Raw genomic sequence first — 20477 nt, 5'->3', positions numbered from 1 at the left:
GGGGCTCTTTTGGCTATTTGAGAAGTTGTGCCATGGCGTTGACGAATTTTTGTACTTGGAGGGTGGGCTCGAGCGGGTAGTGCAGAAAGACTGGCACCTCGCGACCGCATAGGAACGGCACGCCCACAAAGGCCGGGTGCACCCCCGACCACGCCCCGCAGGTGAGCACCGCGTCGCCCTTTTCCTCCGCCTCGTTAAAGAGCGCAAAGTCGAAGCTGTCCACATCGATCACGTCCACGCCGCCGTCTGCCAAAAGATCGATACGCAGGCTGTCCATAGCGTCGTTGCCGTGGCGGAGTACGCGCAGACGCATGCCCTCCAGGTCGGCAACCGTAATGCGATTCTTGCGCGCCAGCGGGCTCGTGCGCGGCACGTCGATATAAAACGGCACGTTGACAATGCGGAGCTTTTGGCAGGCATCGCCCCAGCGTGGGGTCGAAAAACTCGACTGCACCACATCGACCTCGCGGCCCAAGCTGCGCATAACGGTCTCGCGCGCGTCGTAGAGGTCGCTTACCGGCACGATCTCAAATCGCAGCGACGGTTCCAAATCGTGGATGCCCGACCACATCGACAGCGTTTGGCGCCCCGGGCACATCATCGACACGCCCAGGCGCACGGCGCCGCCATCGCCCGCCGCGCGTCGGGCACGGCGCAACGCGTCCTCGGACTGCCGCATGATCGAGCGCGCATCGTCCACCAGCAGAGCACCCGCCGGCGTCACCTTGACGCCCGAGTGCGAGCGTTCGAACAGCGTGATGCCGAACTCGGCCTCGAAGCCCGACACCTGCTTGACGAGCGCCGGAGTCGACACACGCATTTTTGCCGCCGCACGCGAGAAGCTTCCCAGCTCCGCGGCGGCCGATATGGCCTCGAGTCGTCGATCGTACACGTCAATCTCCCGTTTTCGCGCCCGTGACCGCATAGGGCCACAGGGGGCTGTTTTCGCAGGTCACGCGCTCAATTGAGAATAAACTGCATCGCACAGTGTAAACCTACGGTTAACGCTATTCTAACAAATATGCAATTCACCTGCGCAAATGCAAAGCATACGATAACCAGCGAAAACCACGTGGGTCGATTAATGGGAGCGGCCCACCGGGAGGCACAAGAAGGGAAGTTCCTATGAGCAATTGGCTTAAGCTCGAGGGCGATGTCTGCGCCGTGACTGGCGCGCTCGGCGGTATGGGCGCCGAGATCTGCCGCGAGTTCGCCCGCAATGGCGCCAACGTCGTCATGCTCGACCTGGACGAGGAGAAGGTCAAGGCCGCTGCCGCCGACCTCGCTGCCGAATTTGGCATCCACGCCGAGGGCTACAAGATGAACGCCACCGACGAGGCCGAGGTTCAGGCTGCCGTCGACGCAACCATCGCCAACTTCGGCCGCGTCGACGTCCTCGTCAACACCGCCGGTATCCTGCGCTTCGCCGCCATGGAGGACCTGCCGCTGAGCGACTGGGAGCAGGTGCTCAACGTCAACCTCACCGGTTACTTCATCACCTCGCAGCGCTTTGGTCGCGAGATGATCAAGGCCGGCCAGGGTCGCCTGGTGCACATCTCGACCGTCGCCAGCCACTCCCCCGAGACGTTCTCGGGCGTGTACAGCTCCACCAAGGCCGGCGTCAACATGATGTCCAAGATGCTCGCCGCCGAGTGGGGCCCCTACGGCGTCCGCTCCAACTGCGTCGAACCCTGCTTCGTTAAGACCCCGATGTCGGCCAACTTCTACGCCGACCCCGAGGTCGAAAAGAGCCGCAGCCGTCTGATCGCCACGCGCCGCATCGGCGAGGTCAGCGATATCGCCAACGCCGTCATGTTCCTGGCGTCCAAGCGCTCGGACTTTACCACCGGCGACGCCATCAAGGTCGACGGCGGCTTCTCCAACATGATGGGCGACCTCACCGCCAAGCCCGGCGGCCGTCGCGCCTATGCCGACAACTACCTTAAGAACAAGGGTGTCGAGCTCTGGTCCGATGAGTCCGGCGTCGCCAAGCCGACTGACCAGTAAACCAACCTGACAGGGAGGTCCCGCGGACACGCCCGCTCCTCCCCCGTATCGATTAGAAAGAGTCCAATGGCTTCCACCAACTCCAACAAGGGTCGCGCCGTCGTGCTTTCCGCCGCGTGCGTCACCATGTTCTTCATCAGCTCCATCGCGCTGTATTCCGTCGTGAGCAAGAACCTGCTCGCCGTCTACCCCGAGTGGTCGAGCGCCCTTACCTGGGCGTTCCCGGTCTTTCAGACCATCATGGCCGTGACGGGCATCTTCGCCGGCCGCATCTCCGATAAGATCGGCCCGCGCAACGTCGTGATCGCCGCCGCCGCGTGCTACGGCGTGGGCTGGTTCATGTCCGGCACCGTCACCGAGCCGTGGCAGTTCTACCTGTGGTTCTCGCTCGTCGCCGCCATCGGCAACGGCCTGGGCTACAACCCGGCGCTCACCACCGGCCAAAAGTGGTTCATCGACAAGAAGGGCCTTGCCTCCGGCATCACCCTGGCCGCTTCGACCGCCGGCCCCGCCGTGCTGTCCCCGGTGCTCGCCTCGCTGCTCATCCCGAGCCTGGGCATCTTTGGCGCCCTCAAGGCACTCGGCGTCATCTTCTTTGTGACGATCGCCGCCTCCGCCCTGTTCCTGAAGGCCCCCGAGGCCGGTTGGCTGCCCGAGGGCTTCGAGGCCCCCAAGGGTGGCGCACATGCCGGCACCTTCGGTGACCTCACCCCGGGCGAGATGGTCAAGACCCCGCGCTTCTGGGTCCTCATCATCACCTTCGCCTTCGCCGCCACCGCGGGTACCCTGCTCGTGGGCAAGGTTGCCTCCATCGCCGCCGTCCAGCTCTTCGCCGACCCCACGAGCGCCGCGGCCGTCGCCCTCGGCGGTGTGGTGGTCTCCGTCAACACCTGCGCCAACCTGGTCGGCCGCCTGTCCTTTGGCCAGATCATCGACAAGCTCGGCGCCTATAAGTCGCTGCTCATCAGCCTTGTCGTCACCATCGTCGCGCTCGTCATCATGTCGATGAGCTTTACGCAGAGCATGTTCTTTGTGGCACTCGCCCTGCTCGGCTTTAGCTTTGGCGCCCTGCTCGTCATCTACCCGCCGCTCACCGGTGGCGCCTTTGGCACCAGCAACATCGGCGTCAACTACGGCATCATGTTCCTGGGCTATGCCGCTTCCACCTGGATCAGCCAGCCCATCACCGCCGTGCTGTATCACGCCGAGGCCGGCAGCGCCGCCTACCAGCAGTCTTTCTACGGCGCCATTGTGATCGCCGCCATCGCCGTCGTGCTCACCGTCTACATGATGGTCTCCGACAGCAAGAAGAAGTCCGCTTAGTTTTACCGATGCGACAAAGGGACAGCCCCTCTGTCGCATTCCACCGATCACCAGTATTAAGGAGTCGAAATGTCTGAGCTCAACCCCGTCCGCATTGCCGTTATCGGCGCCGGCGCCATGGGCCGCAACCACATCCGCTTTGTCACCGAGGAGCCCGAGGCCGAGCTCGTCGCCATCGCCGACGCCTTTGAGGGCGCCCGCGCCACGGCCGAGGCCGCCGGCGTGCCGTTCTTCACCGATCCCGCCCAGATGATGGACGAGGTCAAGCCCGAGGCCGTCATCATCGCCACCCCCAACGACCTGCACCTGGGCGTTGCCCGCGAGGCCGTGAAGCGCAATATTGTGCCGCTGGTCGAGAAGCCGATCTCCAACGACCTCGAGGATGCCCAGGCCTTTGCCGCCGAGGCCGAGACCGCCGGCGTGCCCGTGCTCGTGGGTCAGCACCGTCGCCACAACCCCTTCGTCAACAAGGCCAAGGAGATCATCGAGTCCGGCGAGCTGGGCAAGCTCACCGTGTCGAGCTTCCACTACATGATCTATAAGAACGACGAGTACTTCGACGTCGAGTGGCGCCGCAAGAAGGGTGCCGGCCCGATCCTGGTCAACCTGGTGCACGACGTCGACCTGCTCCGTTACCTGCTGGGCGAGCCCGTTGCCGTCCAGGGCATGCAGTCCAGCGCCGCCCGCGGTTTTGAGACCGAGGACTCCGCCGTGGTCAACGTCCGTTTTGCCGATGGCGCGCTTGCGAGCATGACCATCTCCGACGCCACCGCCAGCCCCTGGAACTGGGAGGCCACCGCTCGCGAGGACCCGCAGTACCGTCCCTTCGACGCCGACGCCTACTTTATCGGCGGAACTAAGGGCGCCCTTTCGCTGCCCCGCCTGCACCAGTTCTCCTACGACGGCGCCTCCAACTGGCACAAGCCGCTGCAGATGGAGATTCCGGCAGTCGACCCCGCGCTGCCGCACAAGATGCAGCTCAAGCACTTTGTGAAGGTTGTCCGCCGCGAGGTCGAGCCCGTCGTGACGCCCGCCGATAACGTCAAGACGCTCACGCTTCTCAACGCCATCAAGGAGGCCGCCGAGACCGGCCAGCTCGTCGAGCTGTAACGCCTTAGGGCAGACCGCGGCAGAAGCCCCATGCCGAACCCTTCGGTCCGCCACCAACAAGCCCCTCTTCTTTGCCCCGCGAGCAGCCTCCTGCCCGCGGGGCATTTTGCTACCTTTCCGACGATTTTTCTGGGACGGGGCGGCAAAAGTGGCTAAAAGAGCCCCGTCCCAAAATGACTACTTGGGTGGAGTGGCGGGTGGTATCCTTGGTAGCCCTGTGCTGCAAACGCACCTTAAACGCAAGGAGTCCCATGGATCTTATCGCCCAGCTCGCCCGCGAGCTCAACCTTAAGGCTGACAACATCGAGGCAGCCGTCAAGCTCATCGACGAGGGCAACACCATTCCCTTTATCTCGCGCTACCGCAAGGAAGCCACGGGTGGCATGGACGACGTCGCCCTGCGCGCGCTCGACGAGCGCCTGTCCTACCTGCGCAATCTTGAGCAGCGTAAAAAGGACGTCATTCTGCTCATCGACGCCCAGGGCAAGCTCACGCCCGAACTCGAACAGCAGATTCGCGAGGCCACGCAGCTCCAGCGTGTCGAGGACCTCTACAAGCCCTACCGCAAAAAGCGCATGACCCGCGCGCAAAAGGCCCGCGAGGCCGGCCTGGAGCCGCTCGCCAACATGGTCATCATGCAGGCCTCGGCCAAGGGCAGCGCACTCGACGCCGCCGCGGCATACGTCAACGAGGAGGCCGGCTTCGACACGCCCGAGAAGGCGCTCGCCGGCGCCGCCGACATCGTGGCCGAGACGGTAGCCGAGGACCCCGAGAACGTCGCCGACCTGCGCGCCTTTACGCAAAACACCGCCGACATCGTCGTCGAGGCCACCGACCCCGCCGAAAAGACTCCCTACGAGCCGTACTACAGCTATGATGAGCCACTGCGCCGTATACCCAACCACCGCGTGCTGGCTATCGACCGCGGTGAGCGCGAAGGCAAGCTCCGCGTGCGCGTGAACGTCGACGGCGCTGCCGCCACGGCGCGCCTCGGCAGCCGCTGGCCACGTCGCCAGGGCGTCTTCGCGCCCGTCTTTGACGCCGCTATCGCCGACGGCTACAAGCGCCTCATGGCTCCCTCGCTGGAGCGCGAGGCCCGCGCCAAACTCACCGTTCGCGCTCAGACCGAGGCCATCAATGTCTTTGCCAAGAATCTCGAGGGCCTGCTCTCGGCGCGCCCCGTGCGCGGCGCCCGCGTGCTCGCACTCGATCCGGGCTACCGCACCGGTTGCAAGGTCGCCGTCATGGACGAAACCGGCAAGCTGCTCGACCACGGCGTGGTCTACCCCACCAAGCCGCGCCACGACGTCGCCGGCACCAAGCGCGAGCTCGCCCGCCTCGTCAAGAAGGATGGCGTCAACACCATCGTCATCGGCAACGGCACCGCCAGCCGCGAGACCGAGGAAGTCGTCTCGGAGTTCATTGCCGAGCAGGCGCCCAGCCTTCGCTACACCATCGTCAATGAGGCCGGCGCGTCGGTGTACTCCGCCTCCGAGCTCGCCAGTCAGGAATACCCCGACCTGGACGTCACCGTGCGCGGCGCCATGAGCCTGGGCCGCCGCCTGCAGGATCCGTTGGCAGAGCTCGTTAAGATTCCGCCTCAGTCCATCGGCGTGGGCCAGTACCAGCACGACCTTGACCAGGCCGAGCTCTCACGCACCCTGGGCCACGTGGTGGAGGACGTCGTCAACCGCGTGGGCGTCGACGTAAACACCGCGAGCGCAAGTCTGCTGGGATACGTATCGGGCATCACGCCGAGCGTGGCCAAAAACATCGTGGCCTACCGCGAGGAAAACGGCGCCTTTACCGATCGCCGCCAGCTTAAGAAGGTCCCCAAGCTGGGACCCAAGGCATATCTCAACGCCGCGGGCTTTTTGCGCATTAGCGGCGGCAGGAACCCACTCGACGCGACAAGCGTCCACCCCGAGAGCTACGAGGTGGCCACGTCCGTCCTGGAACGCGCCGGCGTTAAAGCCAGCGAGCTCAGCCGCGGCGGCGTGCCCGACATCGAGCGCCGTCTGGGCAGCATCTCAACGCTGGCTAGCGATCTGAACTGCGGCACCCTCACGCTCATCGACATTGTCAACGAGCTCAAGAAGCCCGGCCGCGACCCGCGCGATGACGCGCCCGAGGTGGTCTTTAGCCGCTCGGCGCTTTCCATCGACGACCTGGAGCCCGGCATGGAGCTCAAGGGCACGGTGCGCAACGTCGTCGACTTTGGCGCCTTCGTCGACGTGGGAGTGCACCAGGACGGCCTCGTACATATCTCTAAGCTGGCCAACCGCTTTGTCAAGCACCCCAGCGACGTCGTGCGCGTCGGTGACACGGTCAAGGTGTGGGTCGAAAAGGTCGATCGCGACCGCAAGAAGATCTCGCTCACCATGGTGCAGGGCAAGTAAACCGCCAAAGCAAAGGTACCCCCTGTAGCGATGTGCAAAATCGCGAGTATTCTGCAAATTCCACCGTTCCGGATGCCCCTCAGAGACGAAAAAGCAAAAAAACAGCCCCCGTTTTAGCGTCGTCAGAGCCAAAACGGGGGCCGTTCCGTGCTTTATCTAGCTGGTAAAGCCTTTACCTTGCTGAATACTCTCAATTTTGCACGGCGCAGGCGGGGGTACCTTTGCCCACGGCAGGATATGGAAGCCAAGCGCCAACTTGCTGGCAAGCTCGTGTCGGCAGCCCCGGCCTTTCCTTTGCCTAGCGCGACCCTCGCGAAGCGCGTGAGCGATAGGGAAAGGAAAGGCCGGGGCGAGCAGCCCGCGGCGTAGCCAGTGTTCGCGTTACGGCAGAATATGGAAGCCCAAAGCGGCGATATCCTTGGCAAAGCCGCGGACGGTGTCGAGCGAGACCTCGTACGGGTCGCGACCGATGTTCTTGCGCTTGGCCAGGATGCTGTTGGGCACCGTGATGATCTGGCAACCGCAGGCTTCTGCCTGGTAAATGTTAATGAGCTCGCGCGTGGACGCCCACAGGACCTCGCAGTTGGGCTTTGCGGCGGCCTTCTTGACCGACTCCGTCATAAACGGAATGGGGTCGACGCCGGTATCGGCGATGCGGCCGGCAAAGAGCGAGATGATGGACGGCGTCTCGGTGTCAACGGCCTCGACCATCTCATCGACCTGCGTAGGCGTAAAGATGGTAGTGACGTTGACCTTGATGCCGTCGGCGGAAAGCTTGCGGACCAGCTCGGCGGTGGACTCGCCCTTGGTGGTCACGCACGGAATCTTGACGTAGACGTTCTCGGCCCAGGTAGCGATCTCGCGGGCCTCGACCTCCATGGTCTCGACGTCGTCGGCAAAGACCTCAAACGAGACGGACACATCGGTGATGTGGGCCAGGACCTCCTTGGCAAACGCGCGGTAATCCGTCACGCCGCCCTTCTTCATAAGGGACGGGTTGGTCGTGAAACCCTGAACGTTGCCGTTCTCGTACATGTCGAGCATGCCCTCGAGGTTTGCACCGTCAGCGAACACCTTGATTGCCATCTGCCTGATTCCTTTCGCTTGCACACGGGCGTTAAACTGCTAAACACTTTACCTACGTTTATCAAGGCGTGAGCTGCGGTTTTTTATCTTCTCGGCGAACGGTATAAACACCTCAGTGTTTGGATTGATAAATCGATTGAGCATGCAAAAGCAAAGAGTCGCAGTTTGAGCAAACGTCAGAACGCGGGATTCATTAGATGAGGCCGAAATGCTGCATCGCTGTGACGGTACCGTCGTGTGCGACATCGTCGGTCACGTAGTCGGCGACCGCCTTGACCTCGGGCATGGCATTACCCATGGCCACGGCCGTCTCGACGGCGGCGAGCATGCCCAGGTCGTTGCCCGAATCGCCAAAGCCAAAGGTGCGCGCATTTCCCTCGCGGCCCAGATACGTCAGCGCTCGCGCCACGCCCACGCCCTTGTTGATGCCCTTGGGGCTCAGCTCGCGATTCTGGCCACCGGTGTTGCACAGCTCAAACTCGCGATCGATAAAGCCGTCATCATTGGCTACGCGAGCCAAACTGGGCACATTGAGGCATACCTTGCCCACGCGCAGACTGCCGTCGACGCGCATCTCCTCGGCGCTGTGCACCACAGAAGTGCCGATCAGAGACGACTGCTCAACACCCGCAGGTTCCAAGGCAAAAGTAGCCACGTTGGTCTCGAAAAAGGCCTCAATCCCTGCCGCGGCCATACGGCGTGCAAGCTCCTCGATAACGTGCTCGTCAAAGCAGTCCTCATGCACCACGCGGCCCTCGACCTCGAGCGTCGCTCCCGCCATGGCAACGACGCCCGCGGGGTCGAGCGCGCGCAGGCCATCGGCGATCAGCCACAAGGGACGACCCGTGCAGATAAATGCCTGGTGACCCGCATTGCGCAGGCGATGAAACGCCTCGACGACCGCCTGCGAGGGGCGAACCGCCGAAAAGTCCTTGTCGGTCATGTTGTCGGGATCGAACGACGTCAGCGTGCCGTCCACGTCAAAAAAGAGCACAGCGGGTTCGGGACACGCATCAATCATATGGGTTCCTTTCGAGGATAAGGGCAAACGAAGCATCCATCATATAATGGAGCGACGCAACCAGAGAGGTCACCCATGGAATTTTACGCAAGCTGCCCCGAGGGCTTTGAGTCCGCACTCGCCGATGAGCTTAAACGCCTCGGGCTTTCGCATGTTCGCCGGCTGAAGGGCCGCGCTACATTTGAGGGCGAGCTCGAAGAAGGCTACCGCGCCTGTCTGTGGTCGCGCCTGGCGAGCCGTGTGTTCGTGGTACTCGGGCGCTTTGAGGCGCAGGATGCCGATGAACTGTACGATAGCGTTTACGACATCGCCTGGGAGAGCATCGTCCGCCCCGGCGCCACCATCGCCATCACCGCCCGCGGCGTGACCGAGCAGCTGCGCAACACGCGCTTCTCGGCCCTGCGCGCCAAAGACGCGCTGTGCGACCGCCTGGCCGAGACCACGGGACGTCGTGCCGACGTCGATGCCGCCGACCCCGATGTTCACCTACTGCTTTCGCTGCGTCAGCGTCGCGCGAGCATCAGCCTGGACCTTTCGGGCGACCCGCTGTTCAAGCGTCTGCCGCCCGCTGCGACTCGTGCCGGCGAGGGCGCACACGTGTTGCGCCCCGACTACGCCGCCCTGGTGCTGGCGCAGGTCGGCTGGACCGCACTATGCGAGCGCGAGCTGACGGCCGACGATTACGAAAACGAAGCCCTTCCCACGCTGATCGATGCCTCGTGCGCCGGCGGCGGTCTGCTGCTGGAGGCCGTGAACATTCTGACCGACCGCGCCCCGGGCGCCGCACGCGAGCGCTGGGGCTTTGAGGGCTGGCAGCTGCACGACGCTGTCCTGTGGGAGCAGCTGCTTGCCGAGGCGCGCGAGCGCGAGGCGGCAGCGCGCGAGCGCCAGGCGCGCATCGTGGCCGTAGACATCGACCCCGCCGCCCGCAAGACTGCCGAGCGCATGGTCAAGTGCGCCGGCTACAAGCGTTTTGTCGACTTTTGTGCCGCCAAGCCCGCCACCGTGCTGGACCATGCGGGCGCCGTCGCCGGTGCCGCCCTGGTCGCGGACACGACCGAGACCCCGCTTTCGCTCATGCACGATGCCATGACGCTCATCGGCGAGCTGCGCCGCGCCCCCGAGCTCGCTTCGGCGCCGGTCGCCGCTCTCACCCGCGACGGCTTGCTGGCCCGCGCGCTCCACGCCGAGCCCGAGCGCTCGATCGCCGTCATGCCCAATAACGAGGAGGCGGCTCTTGAGGTTTGGCCCTCGCTCGACCACGCCGCCGCGGCATTCGAAGCTGCGACCAGCGCAGATGCCGAGGAGCAGACCGCAGATGCCCAAGGCGAAGCCGCCGACACCCTCATGCCCGAACCTACCGCCACGCTCGACCTGGGCGACGGCAAGCCGCTGCCCGTGCTCATCCCGGAGTCCGAGCAGTTCGCCAACCGCCTGCGCAAGAACGCCCGTCTGCGTCGAAAGTGGGCAAAGCGCGAGGGCGTGAGCTGCTACCGCGTCTACGATGCCGACCTGCCCGACTACTCCGCTGCCATCGACCTGTACGAGGGTTGCCCGCAGACGCCGGGCCGCTGGCTCGTCATCGCCGAATACGCCGCGCCCAAGACCATCGACCCCGCACTGGCCCAGGCCCGTATGCTCGACATCTTGGCCATCGCGCCGCGCATCCTGGATGTTCCGGCCGAGCATGTGCACGCCAAGGCCCGCATGCGTTCGCGCGGCGGCTCGCAGTACGGCAAGCAGGGCGCCGGCAAGGGCGCATCGGGCGAGCGTGCCAATATCGCACGCCGTCGTCTGCCGCTCATCGAAGAGGGCGGCCTCACCTTTGCCGTCAACTTTGACGACTATCTGGATGTGGGCATCTTCCTGGATCACCGCGTCACCCGCAACCTAGTGCGCGAGCACGCCAAACAGGCGCGCCGCTTCCTCAACCTGTTCGCCTACACCGGCACTGCCACCTGCTACGCGGCCGATGGCGGCGTCGAGGAGACCGTGACGGTCGACCTCTCCAACACCTATCTGGACTGGGCCGAGCGCAACATGCGCCAGAACGGCTTTGTGGGGCCGCAGCATCATTTTGTGCGCGACGACGTGCTTGCCTGGATTCGCGACCAGCGCCAGACGCGCAACCGCTGGGACCTGATCTTTGTCGACCCGCCCACGTTCTCGAACTCGTCAAAGATGGGCCGCCGTACCTGGGATGTCCAGCGCGACCATGTTGAGCTTTTGGCCGGCGTATCTCGCCTGCTCGCGCAGGGCGGCCATGCCATCTTCAGCTGCAACCTGCGCGGCTTCCGCCCCGAAACGCGCAAGCTCGCGCGCGCGGGCGTCGTGCTGGAAGACATTACGGCGCAGACCATTCCCGAGGACTTCGCACGTAACCAGAAGGTGCACCACTGCTATATCGTGCGCCGACTGCCCATCGAGGACGCCATGGCCGAGGTCGGCTTTAGCGCCGAGGAGATTGCCGAGCGAACCGAGGAGCTGCGCAACCCCGAGGCGCGCAAGCCTCGTGCAGCAGCGCCCGCGCCCACGCAGGCCGGCAACGGCAAATCAAACTTTGCCGGCAAACCCTCCCCTGCCGGCAAGTCCAAAAAGAAGAAGTTCTACGCCAGCAAGCCCAAGGGCAAATAACAAAGTTGCGGTGGAATACGGACTGTTTTACCTGGAATTAGGCAAATATAGACCGTATTTCACCGCAACTCATAGTGGGATGGCGGACGCCGTCCTACCCTTGGGTGACCAGGCGATAGCCGATACCCACGTGCGTTTGGATATAGCGCGGATGCGCGGGGTCGGACTCGATCTTCTTGCGCAGCGTGCCCATAAAGACGCGCAGGCTCGCCAGGTCGCTCTTAGTTGCCGTGCCCCAAATCTCGTGCAGGATAAACTGGTGCGTCAGTACCTTGTCGGCGTTATGTGCCAGCAGGCACAGGAGCTTGTACTCAATCGGCGTCAGATGCAGCTCCTCGCCATCCATCGTGGCAATGCCGGCATCAAAGTCGATATGCAGCTCGCCGGTATCGAACGAGCCCTCGGAGGCAACGCCGCCTGTCTGTGCATACGAAAGACGCCTGAGCGTCGTGCGAATGCGCGCGAGCAGTTCCTCGACCGAAAACGGCTTGGTCAGATAGTCGTCGGCACCGGCATCGAGCGCGCGGATTTTGTCCGCATCCTCGCTGCGCGCCGAGACCACGATAATCGGCATGCCCGACCATGCGCGCACCGACTCCACCACCTTGACGCCGTCCATATCGGGCAGGCCCAGATCGAGCAGCACAATGCTCGGTGCCTGCGATGAGGCGGCGGCGATGGCGGCATGGGCGGTCTCCACGGCCATATGACGCAAGCCGTGCGCCTCGAGCGCGGCAACGATAAGATTGCGAACGGCGGGGTCGTCCTCAACGACCAAGATGAGCGGTTTCACGGCAGAGTTCGGCACAGCGCTACTCCTTATCAAACGAAACGTCGGCGGCGGGAAGTTCAATCGTAAAGACCGAACCGTGCGGGTCCGCCGCAGCAACCTCTATGCTACCGCCATGTGCCAACGCAATGGAACGGCAGAGCGAAAGACCCAGGCCAACGCTGCGGTGGCTGTCGGCCAGACCATGGTTGGCGGTATAGAACGACTCAAAGATCCGCTCGCGATCCTCGGGTGCGATGCCCGGACCATCATCGGCCACCGAGCACGCCACGCGTCCATCGTCGACGCTAATCGAAATCATGATATGCGAGCCTGCGGGCGTATAGGTGATGGCGTTGTTCACCAGATTGACCACCAGCTGCACCATCAGGCGCGCATCGACGTTGACGAGCGCCGGCTCATCGCACGCCACCACCTTAAGGTCGTGCTCGCGCACGGCAGGGTTCACGTGGCGCAGCGCCTCCTCGACGATATCGTCCATGAGCTCGAGCGTAGTCGACAGACGCATGCCGCCGCCCTCGAGCTTGGTGATGGCGAGCAGATTCTCGACGGTGGCGTTGAGCCACAGCGCATCCGAGCGAATGGATAGAAGCAGGCCGCGGCGCGTCTGCGCATCGAGCACGGCGGTGCCGGTCGAGCCCTGGTCGAGCAGCACGTCGGCATTACCCGAAATACTGGTAAGCGGTGTGCGCAGATCGTGCGAGATGGAGCGCAGCAGGTTGGCGCGCAGCTGTTCGTTTTTGGCGAGCACCGCCGCCTCCTCGCGGGCCTCCATGGCGCGGGCGCGGTCGAGCGCCAGCTCGCCTTCGCTCACGATGGCATCGGCAAGCGTCCGCTCCTCGTGCGTCAGCACGTCGGGCTCGGCAACGATAGCCAGCACGCCCACCACCGAGGCGGGGTCGCCCGAACGGACGAAGCCGTCGCCCGTGCGAACCGTCAGGTAGATGCCATAAAACGCCGAGCCGCCATAGGTGGCATCGAGCGGCGTTCCCACATAGGCGGACGCCGGGAGCCGCGGCGGCATCTGCGGCGCCAGTTCATGCACCGGCGCGGCATCGCCCACGGCCGTGTATGTCGCACGCGGCAGCAGGTCATCGCCCTCGGCGTCGGCGCTGTACCACACGACCGGACAGCCCGAAAGACGCGCCAGCTGCGTGGCCATGGCATGAACGATCTGCTGCTCGTCGGCGCAGCGCTGCAGCATGCGGTTGGTCTCGAGCACCATATGCGTACGGCGGTCGCTAGCGGCAGCCTGCGCCAAGGCCCGGCGCAGGGCCAACGCAATCGAGCTCGACACAAGCGAGACCACGAACATGATGAAGAACATGCCGGGATAGCCGCGGTCGATAAGCGACAGCGAGTAGCGCGGGTCGACAAACAAGAAGTTGTAGAGCGCCACGGCGGCAGCCGAGCTCAGCAAGCAATACAGGCGACTCCAGGTAAAGAATGCGCACAGCTGAACGGCGAACACATAGACGATCATGATGCTCGGCGCGAGACCCGGATGGTCGAGCAGCGCGCCCGCAATCGTCGCCGCGACCAGCAGCCCCACCGACACGCAGGCGTCATACAGAGGAGTGCGGCGCGTCAGCGTTGTGCGCCGCCACCAAAAGCTATCGGCAATATCGTCGTCCGTACGGACGTCCATCAGCGCCCCGCCCCTCTCTCAAAAACAAAAACCACCACAAAGGGACAGGCACCTTTGTGGTGGTTTCCCTTGTGGTGGTTCCAAGTGTATAGCCTTTGCAACCGGCGGTCGCTAGACAAACAGCACGTGCGCGAGCAGGGCACACACGCACACCGCTCCAAATACCAGTGCCACGATCGAGATCACGCGGTCGGCCATGTCCATGTTGGCACGATTCGTAAAGAACCGATCTTCGGCGGCGTCGACACGCGCCTCACGTACCAGCTCGGCAACCACCTCGCGGCCATCAAGCATCTTTGCATCCATGTTTGCCTCCCCGGTCTCAATCTTGTCCATCGAAAACCAACTCCGTGCAACCCGTCGGCGCCTACGGGCGTTCGTTGGGAGCCAGGCGCTGCATCTTGTTCACGGCCTTGAACTTGGTGAACAGCGGCACGTACTCAAAGCTCACGTTGGAGTTCTCCAGGCCGTACCAGCGTGCGGGCGTGCCGGCGGCGCGGCGGATGATGTACTTGAGCGTGATGGCCGTACGCTCGCTCGGCTCCACATCGCTTTCGGGCGCCAGAAGCTTACGGATCAGGACGAACTTGAACGTGCCGATGTTACCCGGATCCTTGTAGACCGAGTAGTCATGCGTCTGCGGCGGCAGCTCGCCGGTGGCAGCCAGGTCCTGAACGACCTGACGCAGGTAGGCATTGACGCGCTGGTTGATCTTGTAGCCCAGGTACAGATGCACGCGGAACACGTAATCGGTGCCGAACGTCTCGACCGAATAGGCAAAGGTGTGCGGTTCGTCCATGGTCTCGACATTCACAAACCACCAGGCGCGGGCGCGCTTGGGATGCTTGTCCAAGATCGAATAGACGATATCGCGGTCGATGTAGTCGGTATGGGTGTCCTTGGTCAGGTACACGACGTTGTCGCTCATGCGCTCATAGCGATCGTCGTCGCGCAGGCGCTTGAGCTGCGGCAGGTAGCTGCGCAGCGGCAGCAGCGTAAACTGGCGCTGCTCGACCGCCGTGCCGTTGTACCAGCACACCATAATGCCCATGATGAGTGCAGCCATGAGGATGGTGAAGTAGCCGCCGTGGAAGAACTTGGTGAGCGAGCTCACGAAGAAGAAGCCTTCGAGCAAAAGGAAGAAGGCCGCGAAGATCCACGGAGCAACCTTGAGCTTGCGCTCCTCGTGCAGGTAGAAGAAGAGCAGCAGCGTGGTGCACATCATAGTCAGCGTAATGGCAAGGCCGTAGGCGGCTTCCATATGCGCCGAGTTCTGGAACAGCAGCACCACGATGACGCAGCCGACAAGCATGACGTTGTTGACCATGGGGATGTAGAGCTGGCCCTTGGTCTCGGCAGGGTAGAAGACCTGCATGTGCGGCATAAGGTCCAGGCGGCTGGCCTCGGACACCAGCGAAAACGCGCCGGTGATGAGCGCCTGCGAGGCAATGATGGCCGCGACGGTGGAAAGGCCTACGGCAAACGGGCGCAGGCCCGGGGCGAGCATCTGGTAGAACGGGTTGAGGTCGGCAATGCCCATGAGCTCGGGGTTGGCAGCGTTGTTCATAAGCCAAGCGCCCTGACCCATATAGGACAGCAGCAGGCAGCACTTAACGAATGGCCAGGTAGCGTAGATGTTGCCGCGGCCGACGTGGCCCATGTCGGAGTAGAGCGCCTCGGCACCGGTGGTGGCGAGGAAGCAGCTGCCCAGAATCATGATGCCCGCGTGGTTGTTGGGGCTCAGCAAAAAGGCGATGCCGCGCAGCGGGTTGAGGCACAGCAGCACGGCGGGGTGCTGGAATACAAAAAACAGACCCGTGCCGCCCAGGAACAGGAACCACAGCGTCATGATGGGGCCAAAGGCGTGACCGATCTTGGCCGTACCGATGCGCTGCACCAAAAAGAGCGCGATGATGATGGCGAGCGTAATGGCGACGACGCGACCCTGGTCATCGCCCAGCACGGCATGGACCGCCGGGATGGTGCGCAGGCCCTCGATGGCCGTGGTAACGGTAACGGCCGGCGTCAGGATGCCGTCGGCGAGAAGCGCGGCGCCACCCAGCATGGCGGGGATGATAAGCCACTTGCCGCAGCGCTTGACCAGGCTGTACAGGGCAAAGATGCCGCCCTCACCATGGTTATCGGCGCGCAGCGAGATGAGCACATACTTGATGGTGGTCAGCAACGTGACCGTCCACACGACAAGGGAGAGCGCGCCGAGCACGAACTCCTCCGTGACGCTTCCGATGCCGCCGTTGCCGGCGACGAGCGCCTTGGTTACATACATAGGGCTGGTGCCGATATCGCCGTACACCACGCCCAGCGTGACGAGCATCGCCGAGATGCTCACAGGAATCGCAGCGTGCGAGGCTGCCTCCTTGGCCTTTTGTTCCATAAGCCGGTTTCCTCCCAACTTTAATGTTCGAAGGGATTATAGGTAATCGGCCCATGTTTTAATGCACTGTTTTCCCAGCTAGATAAAGATTTATACAGTCTTTAGGCTACCGCGGCGATATGGAATGTGACAAAGGGACTGCCCCTTTGTCACATCGCCGCATTCGTTACTTGCCGAGCCAATTTTTGAACCACCACTCCATGGAGCGGCTCATCTCGGCCATAAAGGGACTCGTGTGCTTGCGGGTATAGATGTCCACGACGCGCTCCCCCACCACGCGGGCATGCGGACGGAACATCGCGTCCATCTCGGCTACCTGCGCGTCCATAGTCGCAGCATCGGCGCGGCAGTAGCGCTCCTCGTGCACCAGGTTCACCACGGGATGCGCAATGGCCGGACGCTCCTTACGGGGCGTGCCGATGATGAGCATCGACAGCGGCATGGTATACGGAGGCAGATCGAGCAGCTCGGCCACTTCCTCGGCATTCTCGACGATATCACCGATGTAGCAGCTCCCCAGGCCCAGGGCCTCGGCGGCGACCACGGCGTTTTGCGCAGCGATCACGGCGTCCTGGGCCGCGATGGCAAAGTCGCCCAAACCCGGCGCGCGGCGGGGCGCCTTACCCGTGCGCTCGACAAACTCGGGCTCAAAGCAGCCCACGTGCTCAAACAGATCGATCCACTTGGCATAATCGACCACAAATATTAGTGCCCAGGGCGCCTTGGCGATCATGGGCTGGTGGTCGCACAGGTCGGCCAGATGGTCCAGCGTAGCCTGTTCGCGGATGCTCACGATGGAATACATCATCATGGCACCTGCCGACGGCGCACGGCTCGCCGCGTGCAGAATCGCTGCCCGCTGCTCGTCGGTCACCGCCACGGGGCGACCGTCGTCATCGCGCGCGAAGGCACGCGTAGACGAGCGATGCTCCAAGATGTCCAGCACCGCATTGCCCGTAGTCTCGACCGGATAACCGTTCGTATCCACGCCCGCAGCTCCGCCGCAGTACTCGGCACCCGTCATACAAACCTGCTCGCCCATAGCTCTATCCTCGCCAATTCTTTAAGAAGCCTTTACGTTTCCGTGTAATTCCCGTCCATTATCGCGCAGGTCGCCACTACATTGCGCCACACCGCCACACGTGCGCGTTAATATGGCTGGTTGTTGTGCGCAGCCACCAATTGCAGCGCATATCTTGGTAACAATCGGGTAAACCCCCGCTTTCGTACGTTTTAGTTTGTGAGGAGTCTCAGCATGTTCGCTGCCGCCATCTCGCTCGTCGGTCTTGCGGCGACCGTCTACCTTGTCTTGCGCGAGGCCAAGGCCATTCGCGCTCAGTCGGGCACCGTTGCCAAAAGCGCTCTTGGGTGGAGTGTCGCCTTCGGCCTGTTCCAGGTCTTTTTGACCATTTGGGGCGCCATTGGCCTCGTCGCCCAAAACGAGCCGCTCGCCTTTGTGATGCTCATCCTGACCAACGCCATCCTCACCGGCTGCGCTTGGGCCAGCATCGCACGCGACCGCATCGCCCCGCGCGTCTTTGCGTTCGCCGCGCCCGACGCCCCCGCCCCCACCGGCAAGCTTGCCCGCCTGCGCGGCGCCTTCGTGGGCAAACCGCTCGTCGCGGCCGTCCTGTGCCTGCTGCTCGCCGGCGTTTTTGCGCTGCTGGGCATGGAGGTCTCGTCCAACCACGACTTTACCTGGGTCTACCCCCTATGCATCCTACTCGAGTGGGCCATCATCACCACGCTCATGGTCGGCCTGTTCTTCCTGTTCCAGCGCCACGGCGCAGCTCCCGCGATCCTGGCCTTTGCCCTCTTTGTCCTGGGCATTGCCGAGTTCTTCGTCATCACGTTTAAATCCATGCCCATCCAGCCGGGCGACCTTTCGGCCATCTCCACCGCCGCTGCGGTCGCCGGCACCGGCTACACCTTCTCCATCTCGCTGTTCTGCGTGCTGTCCATGGGCTTTACCGCCATCGCCATGCTGCTATGCGAGTACGCCGGCCTGGTGGCACCGCACCGTCAGAAGGGCGCCGCCAACGCCAAGCGCATGCTGCTCACCAACCTGCTCGTCGCCGTGCTGTGCCTGGGCGGCGTGACCGCACACGTCACGCTCATCGACTACTACAACACCCTCGGCATCACCGTCTACACCTGGCGCCCGCTCGAGAGCTACTGGCGCGAGGGCTACCTGCCCGCTTTCATTAGCGCAGCGCAGTCCATCAAGCCGCCCAAACCCGCCGACTACTCCGTCGACGATGCCAAGGCCACGCTCAAAAAGTACGCCAAGGCCTATGACAAATCCGACGCGGCTAAGAGCGATGAGCGCGCCGCCGCAAAGGAGCAGTTCGACAGCGAGAAGCCCACGGTCATCGCCATCATGAACGAGACCTTCTCGGATCTGTCGATCTACCAGAACATGCGCGCCGGCTACGAGGGCCCGCAGTACTTTAAGAACCTGTCCAACTGCCTCAGCCGCGGCAAGCTCTACGTGAGCGCCTACGGCGGCGGTACCGCCAATACCGAGTTTGAGTTTATGACCGGCAACTCCATGGCCAACCTGGGCTCGGGCGTGTACCCCTACACCATCTACAACATGGAAACGACCGGGAACCTGGCAGAGCAGTTCAAGTCGCTCGGATATTCCACCACGGCCATGCATCCCAACCACGCGACCAACTGGAACCGTGAGAACGTCTACAAGGACTTTGGCTTTGACCAGTTCCTGTCCATCAACGATTTCCAGGGCGCCGATACCCTGCGCGGCATGGTGACCGACCAGGCTACCTACGACAAGATTCTTGAGCTGCTCGACCAGAACGCCGATCCGCAGTTTATCTTCGACGTGACCATGCAGAACCACTCGGGCTACGATACGGGCCTGCTGCCGGTCGACAAGCAGATGCACCTGAACATCGACACGACCGACCTGGACGCCAAGACCGTCGAGGACGGCACGCTATCCGATGTCGATGAGTACGTCTCGTGCATCGAGCAGTCCGACCAGGCGCTGCGCTACTTCCTCAACGCCCTGAGCAAGCTCGACCGTAAGGTGGTCGTGGTGTTCTGGGGCGATCACCAGCCGTTCTTCCCGTCCAAGTTCAATGACAAGTGGTTTACCAACGAGGATGACGCCACCCACCAGGAGCGCCTGTGGCAGACCGACTACATCATCTGGGCCAACTACGACGTTGCCGGCTGCGACCAGACGAGCGAGGTCGACGACCTGTCCACCAACTACCTGTCCACGCAGCTTATGCAGCTGATCGGCGCACCGCTGACCGACTATCAGAAGGCGCACATGACGCTGCGCGAGTCGCTGCCCGCTATCAACTCCGTGGGCTACGAGGACGCCAGCCTGCGCTGGGCGCTCTCCTCCAACGTCACCGGCGACGACGCCGCCGCAGCAGCCGCCACCAAGGCGCGCGAGGATTACGCCAAGATGCAGTACTACGAGATGTTCCGCGACGGCAAGAACGTGTACACCGAGCACTTCCAGACCGAGGCCAACGAAACCGACCCCAACCTGGCACCGGGTACGACCAAGATCAAGTAGCGGCGCGTCTTAACTGGTTCGTCTGCCCGGCGGCGCGGAACGTAAGGTTCCCTGCTCGGACAGTCCTGCTCGCACGGAGAGCACATTAAGTGCTCTCCGGCTCGTGCGGAACTCGCGATGAACCTTACGTTCCGCGTCGCCGGGCAGACGCCTCGGTGTTGAAACGCGGCTTGTCATGGGGACATCTGCTGAACATATATAAGTTGAAGGCCACGTCATGTGGCCTTTTTGCATCCGGAAACCGTGTCCCAGAATTCACGTCCGGAGCGGGATGCAGTTTCCGCTTACGGCCCCGTTGGGAAACTCCATCCCATTCCAAAGGCAAATTCTGGGACGCACTTTCCGAAACCCCATCCATCAGGAAAGCCCTTCCCACTCTGAATACATCCAGCGAACGTATGCGAGCGTGTTGTCCAGAACGGCCTCGTCATCGAGGTGATGGAAAATGTCACCCCAAACGCTTGCCACGGTTGCGTCCACAAGTGTCAAGAAAAAAGCCTCGAGAATC

At 63.0% G+C, this 20477-nt stretch carries 14 protein-coding genes; 6 read left to right on the top strand and 8 right to left on the bottom strand.

Translation table 11 applies throughout. From position 1 onward, the window contains the following. Positions 1-13 precede the first annotated feature (13 nt). Entirely contained in the window at positions 14-892 is an 879-nt protein-coding gene (locus AAAX36_RS06745; RefSeq protein WP_349074787.1) for a LysR family transcriptional regulator, read from the bottom strand. A 233-nt stretch (positions 893-1125) separates the two neighbouring features. Between AAAX36_RS06745 and AAAX36_RS06740 the strand changes: the two genes are divergently transcribed. The 4 genes from AAAX36_RS06740 (at position 1126) to AAAX36_RS06725 (ending at position 6839) form a co-directional block, all read left to right on the top strand. Further along, complete coding sequence (locus AAAX36_RS06740) at positions 1126-2007, top strand: SDR family oxidoreductase (protein ID WP_271737117.1); 882 nt, start codon at positions 1126-1128, stop codon at positions 2005-2007. 66 nt (positions 2008-2073) lie between these two features. Further along, positions 2074-3330, top strand: coding sequence for an MFS transporter (locus AAAX36_RS06735; RefSeq protein ID WP_022094926.1), 1257 nt, complete (start codon positions 2074-2076; stop codon positions 3328-3330). A gap of 69 nt (positions 3331-3399) precedes the next feature. Further along, positions 3400-4440, top strand: coding sequence for a Gfo/Idh/MocA family oxidoreductase (locus AAAX36_RS06730; protein ID WP_138375132.1), 1041 nt, complete (start codon positions 3400-3402; stop codon positions 4438-4440). 251 nt (positions 4441-4691) lie between these two features. Continuing rightward, positions 4692-6839 carry a Tex family protein gene (locus tag AAAX36_RS06725; RefSeq protein ID WP_349074784.1) on the top strand — a complete coding sequence of 716 codons (2148 nt, stop codon included), beginning with the start codon at positions 4692-4694 and terminating at the stop codon, positions 6837-6839. Positions 6840-7220: 381 nt separating this feature from the next. On the opposite strand, the gene AAAX36_RS06720 is transcribed toward AAAX36_RS06725, so the two are convergent. Together AAAX36_RS06720 and AAAX36_RS06715 are read right to left on the bottom strand one after the other, a co-directional pair. Then, a complete protein-coding gene (locus AAAX36_RS06720) occupies positions 7221-7925 on the bottom strand; it encodes a transaldolase (RefSeq protein ID WP_055286284.1) in 705 nt (234 codons plus the stop codon). A 193-nt stretch (positions 7926-8118) separates the two neighbouring features. Continuing rightward, complete coding sequence (locus AAAX36_RS06715) at positions 8119-8946, bottom strand: HAD-IIB family hydrolase (protein ID WP_055286282.1); 828 nt, start codon at positions 8944-8946, stop codon at positions 8119-8121. Positions 8947-9021: 75 nt separating this feature from the next. On the opposite strand from AAAX36_RS06715, the gene rlmKL reads away from it, so the two are divergent. Next, positions 9022-11580 (top strand): bifunctional 23S rRNA (guanine(2069)-N(7))-methyltransferase RlmK/23S rRNA (guanine(2445)-N(2))-methyltransferase RlmL, encoded by a 2559-nt coding sequence (gene rlmKL / locus AAAX36_RS06710; protein WP_349074781.1) that lies wholly within the window; start codon positions 9022-9024, stop codon positions 11578-11580. Between the two features lie 94 nt (positions 11581-11674). Here the strand turns inward: rlmKL and AAAX36_RS06705 are convergent, their stop codons facing one another. The 5 genes from AAAX36_RS06705 to AAAX36_RS06685 all read right to left on the bottom strand — a co-directional run bounded on the left by AAAX36_RS06705 (position 11675) and on the right by AAAX36_RS06685 (position 17455). Further along, a complete protein-coding gene (locus tag AAAX36_RS06705) occupies positions 11675-12388 on the bottom strand; it encodes a response regulator transcription factor (protein ID WP_117648427.1) in 714 nt (237 codons plus the stop codon). A gap of 4 nt (positions 12389-12392) precedes the next feature. After that, positions 12393-14018, bottom strand: coding sequence for an ATP-binding protein (locus AAAX36_RS06700; RefSeq protein WP_349074780.1), 1626 nt, complete (start codon positions 14016-14018; stop codon positions 12393-12395). Positions 14019-14129: 111 nt separating this feature from the next. Beyond that, complete coding sequence (locus tag AAAX36_RS06695) at positions 14130-14354, bottom strand: hypothetical protein (protein ID WP_349074779.1); 225 nt, start codon at positions 14352-14354, stop codon at positions 14130-14132. Positions 14355-14385: 31 nt separating this feature from the next. Further along, positions 14386-16413: a KUP/HAK/KT family potassium transporter gene (locus AAAX36_RS06690; RefSeq protein ID WP_349074778.1), complete on the bottom strand. Its 2028-nt coding sequence runs from the start codon at positions 16411-16413 to the stop codon at positions 14386-14388. Positions 16414-16579: 166 nt separating this feature from the next. Then, complete coding sequence (locus tag AAAX36_RS06685; protein WP_349074777.1) at positions 16580-17455, bottom strand: nitroreductase family protein; 876 nt, start codon at positions 17453-17455, stop codon at positions 16580-16582. A gap of 213 nt (positions 17456-17668) precedes the next feature. Here AAAX36_RS06685 and AAAX36_RS06680 point away from each other — a divergent pair, with 213 nt between their 5' ends. Then, the gene (locus tag AAAX36_RS06680) at positions 17669-19969 is read left to right on the top strand and encodes an LTA synthase family protein (RefSeq protein ID WP_349074776.1); all 2301 of its coding nucleotides are present in this window, start codon (positions 17669-17671) and stop codon (positions 19967-19969) included. The last annotated feature ends 508 nt before the right edge of the window (positions 19970-20477 follow it).

Source organism: Collinsella sp. CLA-ER-H10, from assembly GCF_040092475.1.
In the GTDB taxonomy this organism is placed as follows: Bacteria; Actinomycetota; Coriobacteriia; order Coriobacteriales; family Coriobacteriaceae; genus Collinsella.
Note: the sequence above shows the minus strand (reverse complement) of the source record. Positions and strands in the feature narration are given on the sequence as shown.